Here is a 14,930-nt window from a genome sequence, read left to right as displayed (position 1 = left end):
TTTCCCCCCACCCCCGGGCTCCGCTTAATGGGTGGTTCCCCGGCCCCCGCTCCCCCACCCAAAACCGCGTGGGTGGGTGTCTAACCCCCCCACCACCACGGCTTTCACTGCGAAAAAGTCAGCTTTTCGGGAACTTCAGCTGTGAGAGATCGAAGCTGGTCGACCTACACCCCGGTGCGGAGTCGCTCGGAGCTCCGTCGATTCCTAGGAGCTGCCCGCCGAGCCGCTGCTCGGCTTGCCGCCCCCCGGCTTGTTCTCCTTGGACCAGTCCACGAACAAGCTGTAGGTGGTGCCATGCGCCAAGCGGCAGTGCGCGACACCGGCCGGATAGGCACGGGCCGCCTTCTGACAGGCCTGGCTCGAGCCTGACCCGGAGAACTGCTGCACAATCTGCTCATTGGCCGCGGCCTGGCCCGCGAAGGCGACGCTGCCGACCGCTGCGACACCGGCCAGTGACGCGAGCGTGAGAGACCTCTTCATTCGTAGTACTTCCTCGACGTGGGAAACGAAACCGCACGGCTTTGGAACCGCCCCGACACGGCCACCCCGTTGATCACGCTGGCTCGCCAGCGGCGAGCCGTGGCCAGTATTGATCAAACCAGGTCCGCAACACAACCGGCTCGGCCGTGGGCCGCCCGATGCGGGTACGCCGCAGTCGTTTCCACTACTTCTTCGGGAATTTCAGCTGCGATAGATCGATTCCGTCCAGGCCTGGCGGCAGCTGATCGAGACCGGGCGGCATGTTCGACAGATCCATGCCCGGCGGCAACCCCGGCATTCCGGCGGGCATCCCGGGGAACCCACCACGGACCTTCGGCGGGGTAGGCCCACGCCCACCCTTCTTGCCCTTCTTACCGCCCTTTTTGGTGCTGCTGCGACGTGCGCCGGGCATCCCCATCTGCCGACCCATCATCGCCATCATCTTCTTGGCTTCGAAGAACCGGTCGACGAGCTGATTGACCTCGGACACCTGCACGCCGGAACCGTTGGCGATGCGCAGCCGGCGCGAGGCGTTGATGATCTTCGGGTTGTCCCGCTCGGCGCGGGTCATGCCGCGGATGATCGCCTGCACCCGGTCGAGCTGCTTGTCGTCGACCGCGGCCAGTGCGTCCTTCATCTGGCCCGCGCCGGGCAGCATGCCGAGCAGGTTGCCGATCGGGCCCATCTTGCGGATGGCCAGCATCTGGTCGAGGAAGTCCTCGAGGGTGAGCTCGCCGCTGCCGATCTTGCGGGCGGTCTCCTCGGCCTGCTGGGCGTCGTAGACCTGTTCGGCCTGCTCGATGAGGGTGAGTACATCGCCCATGCCGAGGATGCGCGAGGCCATCCGGTCGGGATGGAAGACGTCGAAGTCCTCGAGCTTCTCACCGGTGGAGGCGAACATGATCGGCGCGCCGGTGACATTGCGCACCGACAGCGCCGCACCACCGCGGGCGTCACCGTCGAGCTTGGTGAGTACGACACCGGTGAATCCGACACCGTCGCGGAACGCCTCGGCGGTGCTGACCGCGTCCTGACCGATCATCGCGTCGAGCACGAACAGCGTCTCGTCGGGCTGCACGGCATCGCGGATACCCGCGGCCTGGCGCATCAGCTCGGCGTCGATACCGAGGCGACCGGCGGTATCGACGATCACCACGTCGTACTGCTTGGCCTTGGCCTCTTCGATACCGGCCGCGGCGACGGCGACCGGGTCGGCCGCGGTGATCCCGAGCGGGTTCTCGCCGCCACCGATGGAGGTGCCTGCGTGCGGGGCGAACACGGGCACACCCGCGCGCTCACCGACGACCTGCAGCTGGGTGACCGCGCCGGGACGCTGGAGGTCACAGGCCACCAGCAACGGCTGGTGCCCCTGACCCTTGAGCCATTTGGCCAGCTTGCCGGCGAGCGTGGTCTTACCCGCGCCCTGCAGACCGGCCAGCATGACGACGGTCGGCGGATTCTTGGCGAGGTTGAGGCGACGGGTCTCGCCACCGAGGATCGCGACGAGTTCCTCGTTGACGATCTTGACGACCTGCTGCGCGGGATTGAGCGCGCCGGAGACCTCCGCGCCCTTGGCGCGTTCTTTGACATTGGCGATGAAGCCGCGCACCACGGGCAGCGCGACGTCGGCCTCGAGGAGTGCGAGTCGGATCTCGCGCGCGGTGGCGTCGATGTCGGCCGGTGACAGACGCCCCTTACCGCGCAGATCCTGCAGTGCACCGGTAAGCCGGTCGGACAGGGATTCGAACACCGATCGCGCTCCTGATCTGAAAGGGTCTCAGGTCGTCTGACCGAAGTCGGACGTCTATTGCCCTCCCAGGGTAATGGAGGTTATTCGGTATGTTGCACGTGCGGTGGCGCCGTGCGGCGCAACTCGTGGGATTCGATGTCCACCAGGTACACCGCTTCTCTGCCGGTGAGGCCGAGTTCCCGCGAGAGCGCCTCGATGCGAAGCCATTCGGAATCGGCACTGTCGGCGTGGTGGGCGGCGGTCGAGGCGATGGTCATCGCGGCCAGCGCCTGCGCACCACTGAGAGTGCGACCCGGCAACCACGAAACCACCCACAGGTCACCACCGACGCACCGCGCGATGTGCGCGGTCGCGTCGCTGGTCATCATTGACGCGGAAACGACTTCGATAGCCACGGATCAGCTCCCCTCGAACGAGTGACAGCCGGACCAGGGGAATGCTATAGGTCACATCTCGACTTATCGGACCGCGAGGACGCTGTGTAGCAACCTGATAGCAATCAGTGAGTAAACCGTGTCCTGGCGACGTCAGCCGGCCTCGGTGGTTTCGGTCGGCGGCGGGGCGGGCGCGGGCCGCGGAACCACGTCGAGGACGGCCTTTTCGATACGGTCACGCAGGGCCGGACTGTCGGCGTCACCCAGTTCGAGGCAGAAGGCATCGACCACGGCCGAGCCCATCGTCACCACCTTGGCCCAACGGACATTGGCTCCCGTCGCGGCGAACGCACCGGCCAGTCTGCTCAGCAAACCGATCCGGTCGTCGGCGCGCAGCTCGAGGATCACCTGGCCGGGAGTGCTGGTCGGTGACCAGATCAGGCGCGGCGCGGCGCGCGCGTACCGGCCCGGCCCGGTCCCGACCGCTTCGGCTTCGCGCTTGGCCAGCACCGCGGGCAGGTCGAGCGCGCCGGTGGTGGCCCGGATGAGCTCCTGACGCAGCAGGCCCGCATCCGGCGGATCACCGAACTTCGGCATCACCACGAAGGTGTTGATCGCCGAATCCCCCGCACTGCCCAGCGAGGCCGAGAGCACCCGCAACGCGTGCAGCGCCAGCACACCGGCCGCGTCGGAGAGCAGGCCGGGCTCGTCAGGGGCGATCACCGTCACCACGAAGGTGTGCTTGCCGTCGCCGGGCGCCAGGGTGACGTGCACGCCGCCCGCAGCGGCCTTGTCCAGGAGCTCCGGGTCGATCGGTTCCGGTTGCGGCAGCGGCTCGCCCGCCATGACGAGCCGACAGCGGCGCACCAGTTCACCGATCAGCGAGGCTTTCCAGTCGCCCCAGACGCCGGGGCCGGTGGCCATCGAGTCGGCCTCGGCCAGCGCGTGCAGCAGTTCGAGCAGGCCGATGTCACCACCGAGCGCGTCGGCGACGTGCTGCACGGTCGCCGGGTCGTCGAGGTCGCGCCGGGTCGCGGTGTCGGGCAGGAGCAGGTGGTAGCGCACGATCGCGCTGAGGGTGCGCACATCCGAGGGCCACATCCCGAGCCTGCGACCGATATGGGTAGCCAGTTCCGCGCCCACGATGCTGTGGTCGCCGCTGCGCCCCTTGCCGATGTCGTGCAGCAGCGCGCCGAGCGCGAGCAGGTCGGGCCGGGCGACCCTGGTGCTCAGGCTGCTGGCGTAGGCGACCGTCTCCATCAGGTGCCGATCGACGGTCCAGGTATGCATTGCATCGCGCGGCGGCAGATCGCGGACCGCGCCCCATTCGGGAAAGAGCCTGCCCCACAATCCGGTTCGATCGAGGGCCTCGACCGCGTCGATGCTGCCGCGGCCCGCGCCGAGCAGGACGAGCAGATCGTTGAGCGCGTCCTTGGGCCACGGTTCGCGCAGTTCGGGCGCGTCCTCGGACAACCGGTTGAGCGTGGTCGCCGACATCGGCAGCCCGGTCTGGGCCGACGCCGCCGCGACGCGCAGGATCAGCCCGGGATCGCGCTGCGGACGGGCGTCTCTGGCCAGCACGACCTCGCCGGAGTGCTCGACCACCCCCTCATCGAGTGGTCGGCGCACCGGCATCCGGCGCAGTCTGGCCAGGCCGCGCCGCGGTAGCGCGTTGGCGGCCGTGCGCAGACCGACGTCGCACGAATAGCTCACCGTACGCGCCGAATCGGTCAATGTCCGGGCGAGATCGAAACGGTCGCCGATGCGTAGCGCGGCGCCGATCTCGTCGGCGTCCTGGGCGCGCAGCTGATCGCGGGCCCGGCCCGCGACGCGGTGCAGTTCGGTGCGCACGTCGAGGAGTCTGCGGTGCGCCTGTTGCAGGCCGCCGCCCGGGACCTCGGGGCCCAATCCCGGCATGGCGTCGGTCAACTGGGCGATCGAGAGCGCGTCGAGCAACTGGATGTCGCGCAGCCCGCCGCGACCGTTCTTGAGATCGGGTTCGGCGCGGTGGGCGATCTCGCCGCTGCGCTGCCAGCGCGCGGTGGTCTGTGCAATGAGATCGTCGAAGCGGGACCGGATGCCGGTACGCCATTCCCGGCGCACGCCGCCGATGAGCAGATTGCTGAGGTCTTGGTCGCCGACGATGTGGCGCGCCTCCAGCAGGCCGAGCGCGGCGATCATGTCGTCGGCGGCCACCCGCAGCGCCTGCGGCACAGTGCGCACGCTGTGGTCGAGCTTGATGTGGGCGTCCCACAGCGGATACCAGAGTTGATCGGCGACCTCCGAGACCACCTTGGGGTCGACGTCGTCGTGCAGCAGCACGAGGTCGAGATCGGAGTAGGGCAGCATCTCGCGGCGTCCGAGTCCGCCGACCGCCACGACCGAGAGGCCGCTGTCGGCGGTGATGCCGAGTTCGTTGCCCTTGCTGGTGAGCCACAGTTCGAACAGGTCGACCAGGGCCTCGCGCAGCGATTCCGGATCGAGCCGCGGATTGCGGGTGCCCGCCCCGTCGAGCAGTTGCGCCCTGGCCTTGACCAGATCCGCCGCTCCGTTGTTCTGAATACCACCGTTCCGCTGTGCCACAGCCCACACCACCATTTCATGCGGGCGGCCCCGCCCCGACCGGAGAGATCCCACCGGTGGGAGCGGGGCCGCCGCTCGATCGATTTCTCGTGCGTGCCCTACCGAATTACAGTGCGTCGCTTCCGCGTTCGCCGGTACGGACGCGGATGATGGTGTCCACCGGGGTCACCCACACCTTGCCGTCACCGATCTTGCCGGTGCGCGAGGCTTCGACGATCACCTCGACGACCTTCTCGACCGACGCATCGTCCACGACGACCTCGACCCGGACCTTGGGAACGAAGTCCACCGAATACTCGGCACCGCGGTAAACCTCGGTGTGGCCCTTCTGCCGGCCGTATCCCTGGACTTCGCTGACGGTCATGCCGAGCACGCCTGCCTGTTCCAGCCCGGACTTCACATCTTCGAGCGTGAACGGTTTGACGATTGCCGTAACCAGTTTCATGTTCGTCATGCCTCCTTGACGAGCGTGCGTGCCGTGCCACCCACAGCAGCGAAATCGTAAGCGGTTTCCGCGTGCTCGGACTCGTCCAGCCCCGCAGACTCGGATTCTTCACTGGCGCGCAGGCCGATCGTGAACTTGATCGCGTACGCGATGATGGCCGTGGCGACCAGCGAGTAGGCGAGAACGGCGAAGGCACCGACGGCCTGCAGCTTCAACTGCTCGACTCCACCACCGTAGAACAGTCCATCGACACCTGCGGGAGCTTCGCTGGTAGCGACGAGTCCGACGATCAGCGTGCCGACCAGACCACCGACGAGGTGGACGCCGACGACGTCGAGCGAGTCGTCGAAGCCGAAGCGGAACTTCAGGCCGACGGCCAGGGCGCACAGCGCACCGGAGACGACACCGACAGCCAGGGCGCCGACCACGTTGACCGAGGAACAGGCCGGGGTGATGGCGACCAGACCGGCGACGATGCCCGAGGCAGCGCCGAGCGAGGTCGGGTGACCGTCGCGGATCTTCTCCACGAGCAGCCAGGCCATCATGGCGGCGGCGGTGGCGATCGTGGTGGTGAGGAAGGTGGCACCCGCGACACCGTTGGCGCTCAGCGCCGAACCCGCGTTGAAGCCGTACCAGCCGAACCACAGCAGACCGGCGCCGAGCATCACGAACGGCAGGTTGTGCGGGCGGAACGGCGTCTTGGGCCAGCCCTTGCGCTTGCCGAGGATCAGGCAGAGCACCAGACCGGCGGCACCGGCGTTGATGTGGACCGCGGTGCCACCGGCGAAGTCGATCGCCTTGAGGTTGTTGGCGATCCAGCCGCCGTTCTCACCGGTGTAGCCGCTGAAGGCGAACACCCAGTGCGCGACGGGGAAGTAGACGACCGTGGCCCAGATTCCGGCAAATACGAGCCACGACCCGAACTTCAAGCGGTCGGCGACCGCGCCCGAGATGAGTGCGACCGTGATGATCGCGAACATGAGCTGGAAGGCGACGAACACCGAGAGCGGGATCGTGCCGAACAGCGGGATGGCGGCGGGGGCCGCGGGGTCGGTAGTCGCTAGATAGTCGCCGCCCAGGACGCCCTTGAGGCCGAAGTACTGGAGCGGGTCACCGACCAGCTTGCCCTTGTCCTCGCCGAACGCCATCGAGAAGCCGTATAGACACCACAGGATGGTGATCAGGCCCATCGCGGAGACGCTCATCATGATCATGTTCAGCACGTTCTTGCCACGGACCATACCGCCGTAGAAGAACGCCAGACCCGGCGTCATCAACAGCACGAGGGCCGCTGACGCCAGCATCCAGGCGGTGTCACCGGCGTCCGGTGCGCCGATCAGTGGAAATGCCACCTTGTGTTCCTCCTCATCTCGGGCCCTGCCGATGACGGCAAAAGGACCTGTACAGAAGGGTCGCCACTCGGTGTTTCATCCGTTGAGCTGTGGTGTTTCACCTGAGTGAACGGATACCGCTGTTGTGTTGCGTCCACGTTTCGCGTGGTTGGCATGAGCCTGTCAGCTCACGGTGAGGTCGGTACGGATGTGCGATTCGCCGCGTGTTCGCGCGGCGATTCACCGCACGACCGTTTCCCGGAAACAGTGATGTCAGCCCCGGAAAACAGCGATGCCCGCCCGATCGCTGGATCGGGCGGGCATCGGCGAAACTGTTACGCGGTACCGCCGAGCAGCGCGTCGACGAACGCGCCCGGCTCGAACGGCGCCAAATCGTCGGCACCCTCGCCGAGGCCGACGAGTTTCACCGGCACACCGAGTTCGTGCTGCACCTGGAACACGATGCCGCCCTTGGCGGTGCCGTCGAGCTTGGTGAGGACCACGCCGGTGATGTCGACGACGTCGGCGAACACCCGTGCCTGCATCAGGCCGTTCTGGCCGACGGTCGCGTCGAGGACCAACAGCACCTCGTCGACCTCGCCCTTCTTCTCCACGACCCGCTTGACCTTGCCGAGCTCGTCCATCAGGCCGGTCTTGGTGTGCAGGCGGCCCGCGGTGTCGACCAGGACCGCGTCGACTCCCCGGTCGATGCCCGCGGTGACCGCGTCGAAGGCGACGGCGGCCGGGTCGGCGGCCTCTTTACCCCGCACGGTCTCGGCGCCCACCCGTTCGCCCCAGGTCTGCAGCTGATCGGCGGCGGCGGCGCGGAAGGTGTCGGCGGCGCCGAGCAGCACCCGGCGGCCGTCGGCGACGAGCACGCGGGCCAGTTTGCCGGTGGTGGTGGTCTTACCGGTGCCGTTGACGCCGACGACGAGCAGGATCGCGGGCTTGTCGCCGTGCGGGAGGGCGTGGATCGAACGGTCGAGCTCAGGACGCAGCGCCTCGATGAGCACGTCACGCAGGGCGGCGCGAGCCTGTTCGGGAGTGCGCACGCTGCGCGAGGCCATCTCCTCGCGCAGGCGTTCGACGATCTTGGCGGTGCTCGCGGTGCCGATATCGGCCAGCACCAGGGTGTCTTCGATCTCCTCCCAGGAGTCCTCGTCGAGGTCGCCGCCGCCGAGCAGGCCGAGCAGGCTCTTGCCGACCGCGTTCTGCGAACGCGACAGGCGCCCGCGCAGCCGGACGAGACGGCCGGTGGTGGGGTCGATCTCTTCGATCGCGGCGGTGGTCGCGTCGACCTCGGCCGGGGCGGGCTCGGCGGGGGCCGGTGCGGAAGGAGCCTTGGTCAGCGGCTCGCTCGGGGCCGCGGGCGGCGCCGTGTCCACGGGCTCGGTCTCGGGCGGCGCGGGCTTCGCCGGGGCCGTATCGGTGGGCGCGGTCTCGGTCGGTGCGGTGTCAGCGGGCGGCGTTTCCGCGGGGGCCTCGGGCTCGGCCGGGGCGAGGGTGTCGAGGGCGGACGCGTCGTCGGGGACGACCACGGTCTCGTCGACGGCGACATCGCCCTCGGGCAGCGGTACATCGGTGATGCCGCGGCGCGGGGCGTCACGCGGGATGGCGGCGTCGTCACCGACGTGTGGCTGACCGTCGGTATCGGTGCGCTCCGGGACGGGCTCGGGCTTGGGCACGGTCGCCGTCGAGCCGCCCTGGCTGAAGCTGAATCCACCGGACGCGGTGTAACCACCGGAGCGGTCCGTCAACTCCTTGTCCGGCTCGGGCGGGGCCAGCGAAATCTGGCGCCGCTTGTACAGGACGAAACCCGCGACGAGCGCCACCAACAGGACGGCGGCGATCGCGGCGATCAGGATCCACGCTTGCGAACTCACCCGGCGAGTCTATTCGGGCGGGGAGTTGCCGCACGTCGGCGGCGTCTGCGCGGCAGGTCGGCGAGGCGTATCCGGGCGCGTCGCGGCGTGGCGGAAATACTACAGATTCGTTGTCCTGCGGAACTTCTGGCGCTTGCCCCATAGGATCGGCGGAGTGACCGATCGAAACGTGCTTGGGGGGCCGCTGGAAGAGTGCGGCGCCGATCCTCTCACGGGCTTCTACCGGGACGGCTGCTGCAGCACCGGTCCGGAGGATCTCGGCAGCCACACCGTGTGCACCGTCGTGACGGCGGAATTCCTGGAGCATCAGGCCTCCATCGGCAACGACCTCAGCACCCCTCGCCCAGAGAACAATTTCCCCGGGCTGCAACCGGGCGACCGCTGGTGTGTGGTGGCGGTCCGCTGGTTGCACGCCCACGAGGACGGGGTAGCCGCACCCGTGGTGCTGGCCGCGACCCACGAGAACGCGCTGGAGGTCATCTCGGTGGACATCCTGCGCAAATACGCCGTAGACGTCCCCGACGACGTCAGCGACCTGCTGTAGCCGCCTCCCGGCGGGTAGTGGGTGGCGTGTCGGGAGTCGCCCCGGAGCTACCCGCGAACGTGGGTGATCAGGTTGCGTTGGCGGTGTGCCTTTTGCCGGCAAGCCGGCGAGCAGTAGCGCGCCGGTCTGCCGGTGGCCGGTCGGCGGACGGGCGCGCTACAGACGGGGCACGGCACCGGCATTTCGTTACTTCCCGGGGTTTCGTTACGGTCGGCATCCGCGGGTTCCGTTACGGATAACGGGTGGGGTCGCAGGGCGTCGAGGATGAGGGCGACGGCCGGGGCGAGGGGATCTTCCGCGCGTCGATGCCGTTGGATCGCAACACATCCGGTGAAGATGTCGAGCACGTCGGTGACGACCACGTCGCGCCGGACCGCGCCGTGACGTTGCGCCGAGACGAGCAGCGCGCCCAGTGCCCGGTGAAAGCGGTTGCCCGCCCCGCGCAGCAGGGCCCGGGGCCAGCCGTCGTCGGATTGCACCAGGTCACACAGGTCTTTGTTGCTGGGCGTGGTCACGATGACGTGGGTGCACACGGCGAAGAACGCCGCGCCCGGATCCGGATCGGTGAGATGGTCGGCGGCCAGCGCCGCCAGCCGGTCGACGCGCTGCTGCACAACCGCTTCCAGCAGATCGGTTTTCGTGGGGAAATGCCGGTGCACCGTGCCTGCGCCGACGCCGGCGCGGCGGGCCACCTCGGCCAGCGAAACGCCTGCGCCGCGTTCGGCGAGCGCACGCTGAGCGGCAGCCAGGATCAGCGCGCGATTGCGGCGCGCGTCGGCTCGGATCGCCGGTTCCACGCCGTGGTCGACCGTCATTTCGTTACGCCTTTCCTGCACCGGACCTGGTCAACCGGGTGCGGCCACCCGTACCGTCCGGAATACGGGTCGACCGACCCGATTGTAGGCACACGATCGATCACGAAACGGAGCTCCTCCGCGATGACGTCAGCACTTCCCGTTCTGATCACCGGCGCGACGGGCAAGCAGGGCGGCGCGACCGCCCACAGATTGCTCACCGATGGCCATCCGGTTCGCGCGCTGGTGCGCGACCCCGACTCCCCCGCCGCCCGGGCACTGGCCGACGCCGGTGCCGAACTGACGGTCGGCGACTTCGACGACGCGGCATCCCTGCGGGTGGCGGTGACCGGAACCCGAGCCGTATTTCTCGTTCCCCCAGCCGATTACCGTGTCAAGGGTTGGGGTGAAGACACCGAGGCTCGTCGCGGGATCGCCATGGTCGACGCGGCCCGCGCCGCCGGTGTCGAACAGATCGTGTTCACCGGCGTCGCGACCATGGGCGACGCGAAGTCATGGGGCCAGCAGGGCAAACGTCAGATCGAAGAGGCTCTCGCCACGTCCGGTCTGCGCTACACCGTGTTGCGCCCGGTGCGGTTCATGGAGAACTACCTGCTGCACGGCTCCCCCGTCGACGGCATCCGCGACGGCGGCGAGCACCCACACCTGTTCCCCGCCGATCACCCGCTCCAGATGATCGCCGTCGATGACATCGGCGCCTTCGCCGCCCTGGCCTTCGCCGACCCCGAAGGCTGGCACGCCCGCATCCTCGAACTCGCGGGCGATGCCATCACTCCGGTCGACGCGGCCGCCACCATCGGCGCGGCCATCGGCCGCCCCGTCCACTACCGCGAGATCACCGAGGAGGAAGCCGACGCGATCGGCCCCCAGCTCGGCAACACCTGGCGCCTGATCCGCGCGACCGGCGGCTGGCACGCCGACATCCCGGCCTTGCGCGCCGTGTATCCAGAGCTGACCTCCCTGCGGGATTGGCTCGCACGCGGCGGCACCGAGCGGATCATCGACCGGATCGACGCCACGGCCCCGGCGACCCGGTTCGGCTGAGACTCCCCCTCGCCGCGCGAGCGCCGACCCGACCTCAGGCAGAGGCCGAGACCGGGTCGGGGTCGGTGACCTCGGCCCGGTTCAGCCGCTGGGAGATGACCTGGGTGATGCCGTCGCCGCGCATGCTCACGCCGTAGAGGGCGTCGGCGATCTCCATGGTCGGCTTCTGGTGGGTGATGACGATCAGCTGGCTCTTCTCACGCAGCTGTTCGAACAGGCCGATGAGGCGGCGCAGGTTGGTGTCGTCCAGGGCCGCCTCGACCTCGTCCATCACATAGAACGGGGAGGGGCGGGCGCGGAAGATGGCGACCAGCAACGCGACCGCGGTGAGCGACTTCTCGCCACCGGAGAGCAGCGAGAGGCGTTTGACCTTCTTGCCGGGCGGGCGCGCCTCGACCTCGATGCCGGTGGTGAGCATGTCCGACGGGTCGGTGAGCACCAGTCTGCCCTCGCCGCCGGGGAACAGTTTCCCGAAGACGCCGACGAATTCGCGTTCCACATCGGCGTAGGCCTCGGTGAACACCTGAAGGATGCGGGCGTCGACCTCGGCGACCACGTCGAGCAGGTCCTTGCGCGCGTTCTTGACGTCTTCGAGCTGGGTGGCGAGGAAGGTGTAGCGCTCTTCCAGGGCCGCGAACTCTTCCAGCGCAAGGGGGTTCACCTTGCCGAGGGTGGTGAGGTCCTTCTCGGCGCGTTTGGCGCGACGCTCCTGGGTCGGCCGGTCGTAGGGCATCGGCTGTGGCGCGCTGACCTGCTCGCCGCGCTCCTTGGCCTCCTCGTACTCGTGCAGCTCCAGCGCCGAGGGCGGCAACGGCACATCGGGCCCGTACTCGGCGACGAGGTCGGCGAGCGCGATGCCGAACTGTTCGGAGATCGTCGTCTCCAGCTGTTCGATGCGCAGCGCCGCTTGGGCTTTGGCGACTTCGTCGCGGTGCACGGCGTCGGTGAGCTGGGTCAGCTGAGTGTTCAGCGCGCGTGCGCGTTCCTTCACCTGTTCCAGCGCGGCCGCGCATTCGCCACGGCGCCGGACCAATTCGTCACGCCGTGCCGCGGCGGCGGCCACGACCCGCTCGAGTTCGTGCTTGATCTGGGTCCCGGATTCGGCGACCGCGGCGGCGACCGCGGCAGCCTGGCGTCGAGCGGCCTGCGCGCGCTCGGCGCGAGCCCTGGCCTCTCGCTCCCCACGGGCCGCCCTGCGCAGCGAATCCGCTTTGCCGCGCACAGATTCCGCACGCTCCTCCGAGGTGCGCACCGACAGTCGGGCCTCGACCTCCATGGTCCTGGCTTCGGCGAGCGCGGCGGCGGCTTCCTCGCGCGCATAGCCCGCGGTCTCGGTGCTCGCGGCGCCGTACCTGTCGTCGCTGCCGTCGTGTTCGATCTCGGCGTGCCGCAGCCGGTCCTCGAGTTCGGCGAGCGAGGCGAGCGACTTCTCCCGCGCCGCTTCGGCTTCCGCGCGCTGGGTGGACAGCCGCTCCCCTTCGGTCTGCGCCGCGCGGGCGGTCTGCCCGACCCGGGCGAGCCGATCGTAGATCGCCAGCAGTGCCTGATCGGATTCGTGCAGCGCCATCAGCGCGTGGTCGGCGGCGTCCTTGCGGTCGGTCTGTTCGGCCAGCGCGCCTGCCAGCGCGGCCTCCAGCTCCTCGGCCCGCCGCTGCGCGGCCGCCAATTCCGTGGTGGCGGTGTCGATATCGGCTTGGACTTCGAGCTGGCTCGGCATCCGTTCCGAACCGCCGACGATCCAGCCCGTACCGGCCAGATCGCCGTCGCGGGTGACCACCCGCAGTTCCGGGCGCAGGGAAACCAGCTCGGTGGCGGCGGCCAGATCATCGACGACCACGACGCCCGCGGTGAGCGCGGCCAGGGCAGCTCGCACCTGGTCGTCGCCGTCGAGCACCTCGGCGAGCCACCGCGCGCCGGCGGGCAGGTCATCGCGCCTGTTCGGCATCGCGCCCTCGGTCGCGAAGACGAACGCCACCCGGCCACCGTCACCGCTGCGCAATTCCCGCACCGCCAAGTCGGCGGTGGTCGCGGTATCGGCGGTGATGGCATCGGCGAGCGGACCGAGCAGCGCGGCGACAGCGGCCTCGAAGCCGGGCTGCACGCGCAACAGCCCGGACAGCCGGTCGCCGAGCCCACCCACCCCGTGCTCGAGCAGCCAGGCCGCGCCGTCCTTGCGCGCGAGGTTCATGCCGAGCGCTTCGATGCGCGCACCGAGGCGGGCGACCAGTTTGCCGGCCTCCCGATCGAGTTCGCGTAGTTCGCGCACTCGCTCATCGGCCAGTTCCTGCGCGGCGACGGCGTGTTCGTGCTGGGCGTCGAGGCCCTTTTCCCCCGCGTCGAGTTCGCCGAGTTCGTCCTGCACCGCGTCGTACTCGACCTGCGCGGTCTCGCCGCGGTGCCGCGCATCGGCGATGGCCACGGACAGACGCGCGATCTCGGCGTCCACCGATTGGGCGCGGGTGCGCAACGTGTCGACCTGGCCCGACAGCCGGGCCAGTCCTTCACGCCGGTCGGCGATCGCGCGCACGGCCGCCAGATGCGCCTGCTCGGCGGCCTTGGCGGCGTGCTCACGCTCGGCGAGGGCTTCCCGGGCGGCTTCGAGGGTCTCGGTGGCCATGTCGACCGCGTACCGCAGTTCGGCCTCTTCGGCCTCGACCCTGTCGGCCTCGGCCTCGAGCTGCTCCGGGTCGCGTCCGGTGCCGACCGGCGCCTCGGTGTGCAGGTGCCTGGCCCGGTCACTGGCGATGCGGATGGTGGCGTTGACCCGCTCGGCCAGCGCCGAGAGCTGGAACCAGGTCTGCGCGGCGGCCTCGGCGCTGGGGCTCAGCCGGGACAGCTGGAACTCCTGCTGCGCGAGCGCGGCATTGGCGGCGTCGAGTTCGGTCTGCACGGTGATCTGCTGTTCGCGGGCGTACGCCTCTTTGCTGAGCTGGGATTCCAGTTCGCCACGACGGGTCACCAGGTCGTCGGCGGCCAGTCGCAACCGGGCGTCGCGCAGGTCGGCCTGCACGGTCTGCGCGCGGCGCGCGACCTCGGCCTGGCGGCTGAGCGGCTTGAGCTGGCGGCGCAGTTCGGTGGTGAGGTCGGTGAGCCGGGCGAGGTTGGCCTGCATCGCGTCGAGCTTGCGGACCGCCTTCTCCTTGCGCCTGCGGTGCTTGAGCACGCCCGCGGCCTCTTCGACGAACGCGCGCCGATCCTCCGGTCGCGATTCCAGGATCGCCGAGAGCCTGCCCTGACCCACGATGACGTGCATCTCGCGCCCGATACCGGAGTCGGACAGCAGTTCCTGCACGTCCATCAACCGGCACGTGCTGCCGTTGATCTCGTACTCGCCCGCGCCGTCGCGGAACATGCGCCGGGTGATCGACACCTCGGCATAGTCGATCGGCAGTGCGCCGTCGGAATTGTCGATGGTCAGGGTCACCTCGGCGCGCCCGAGCGGAGCCCGCCCGACGGTCCCGGCGAAGATGACGTCCTGCATCTTCCCGCCCCGCAACGCTTTGGCACCCTGCTCGCCCATCACCCACGACAGCGCGTCGACGACATTGGACTTACCGGACCCGTTCGGGCCGACGACGCAGGTGATGCCCGGTTCGAAGCGCAAAGTGGTCGCGGACGCGAAGGACTTGAACCCCTTCAACGTCAGACTCTTCAGATGCACTACCGAGGACCCTTCCTGCG

The 14,930-nt window shown here is 69.1% G+C and carries 11 protein-coding genes; 2 read left to right on the top strand and 9 right to left on the bottom strand.

The annotated features are described in order from the left end of the window. Positions 1-204 precede the first annotated feature (204 nt). The 7 genes from ACFWFP_RS02375 to ftsY all read right to left on the bottom strand — a co-directional run bounded on the left by ACFWFP_RS02375 (position 205) and on the right by ftsY (position 8,846). The gene (locus ACFWFP_RS02375; RefSeq protein ID WP_379292725.1) at positions 205-480 is read right to left on the bottom strand and encodes a hypothetical protein; all 276 of its coding nucleotides are present in this window, start codon (positions 478-480) and stop codon (positions 205-207) included. Between the two features lie 184 nt (positions 481-664). Continuing rightward, the gene (gene ffh, locus ACFWFP_RS02370) at positions 665-2,230 is read right to left on the bottom strand and encodes a signal recognition particle protein (protein ID WP_379292724.1); all 1,566 of its coding nucleotides are present in this window, start codon (positions 2,228-2,230) and stop codon (positions 665-667) included. Between the two features lie 80 nt (positions 2,231-2,310). Further along, positions 2,311-2,625 (bottom strand): hypothetical protein, encoded by a 315-nt coding sequence (locus ACFWFP_RS02365; RefSeq protein ID WP_245914691.1) that lies wholly within the window; start codon positions 2,623-2,625, stop codon positions 2,311-2,313. Between the two features lie 132 nt (positions 2,626-2,757). Next, complete coding sequence (locus ACFWFP_RS02360; RefSeq protein WP_379292723.1) at positions 2,758-5,202, bottom strand: [protein-PII] uridylyltransferase; 2,445 nt, start codon at positions 5,200-5,202, stop codon at positions 2,758-2,760. 91 nt (positions 5,203-5,293) lie between these two features. Beyond that, the gene (locus tag ACFWFP_RS02355) at positions 5,294-5,632 is read right to left on the bottom strand and encodes a P-II family nitrogen regulator (protein WP_067449485.1); all 339 of its coding nucleotides are present in this window, start codon (positions 5,630-5,632) and stop codon (positions 5,294-5,296) included. A gap of 5 nt (positions 5,633-5,637) precedes the next feature. Further along, positions 5,638-6,984, bottom strand: coding sequence for an ammonium transporter (locus tag ACFWFP_RS02350; protein WP_378992171.1), 1,347 nt, complete (start codon positions 6,982-6,984; stop codon positions 5,638-5,640). A 314-nt stretch (positions 6,985-7,298) separates the two neighbouring features. Further along, positions 7,299-8,846, bottom strand: a complete 1,548-nt coding sequence (gene ftsY, locus ACFWFP_RS02345; RefSeq protein ID WP_379292722.1) for a signal recognition particle-docking protein FtsY — start codon at positions 8,844-8,846, stop codon at positions 7,299-7,301. 154 nt (positions 8,847-9,000) lie between these two features. Between ftsY and ACFWFP_RS02340 the strand changes: the two genes are divergently transcribed. Beyond that, entirely contained in the window at positions 9,001-9,390 is a 390-nt protein-coding gene (locus ACFWFP_RS02340; RefSeq protein WP_067448994.1) for a DUF2237 family protein, read from the top strand. Between the two features lie 47 nt (positions 9,391-9,437). Here ACFWFP_RS02340 and ACFWFP_RS02335 read toward each other — a convergent pair whose 3' ends face one another. Further along, positions 9,438-10,205 (bottom strand): TetR family transcriptional regulator, encoded by a 768-nt coding sequence (locus ACFWFP_RS02335; protein ID WP_379292721.1) that lies wholly within the window; start codon positions 10,203-10,205, stop codon positions 9,438-9,440. Between the two features lie 123 nt (positions 10,206-10,328). On the opposite strand from ACFWFP_RS02335, the gene ACFWFP_RS02330 reads away from it, so the two are divergent. Continuing rightward, a complete protein-coding gene (locus tag ACFWFP_RS02330) occupies positions 10,329-11,249 on the top strand; it encodes an NmrA family NAD(P)-binding protein (protein WP_379292720.1) in 921 nt (306 codons plus the stop codon). Positions 11,250-11,283: 34 nt separating this feature from the next. Here the strand turns inward: ACFWFP_RS02330 and smc are convergent, their stop codons facing one another. After that, positions 11,284-14,910, bottom strand: a complete 3,627-nt coding sequence (smc, locus tag ACFWFP_RS02325; RefSeq protein WP_379293727.1) for a chromosome segregation protein SMC — start codon at positions 14,908-14,910, stop codon at positions 11,284-11,286. Positions 14,911-14,930 lie beyond the last annotated feature (20 nt).

Source organism: Nocardia sp. NPDC060249 (assembly GCF_042728755.1).
Taxonomy (GTDB): domain Bacteria; phylum Actinomycetota; class Actinomycetes; order Mycobacteriales; family Mycobacteriaceae; genus Nocardia.
This window is presented reverse-complemented; position numbering and strand designations above follow the sequence as displayed.

Bases quoted from the DNA above. Each gene is read 5' to 3' on its own strand.
- ACFWFP_RS02375 (WP_379292725.1), bottom strand. From the start codon at position 480: ATGAAGAGGTCTCTCACGCTCGCGTCACTGGCCGGTGTCGCAGCGGTC.
- ACFWFP_RS02360 (WP_379292723.1), bottom strand. From the start codon at position 5,202: ATGGTGGTGTGGGCTGTGGCACAGCGGAACGGTGGTATTCAGAACAAC.
- ACFWFP_RS02355 (WP_067449485.1), bottom strand. From the start codon at position 5,632: ATGAAACTGGTTACGGCAATCGTCAAACCGTTCACGCTCGAAGATGTG.
- ACFWFP_RS02335 (WP_379292721.1), bottom strand. From the start codon at position 10,205: ATGACGGTCGACCACGGCGTGGAACCGGCGATCCGAGCCGACGCGCGC.
- ACFWFP_RS02330 (WP_379292720.1), top strand. From the start codon at position 10,329: ATGACGTCAGCACTTCCCGTTCTGATCACCGGCGCGACGGGCAAGCAG.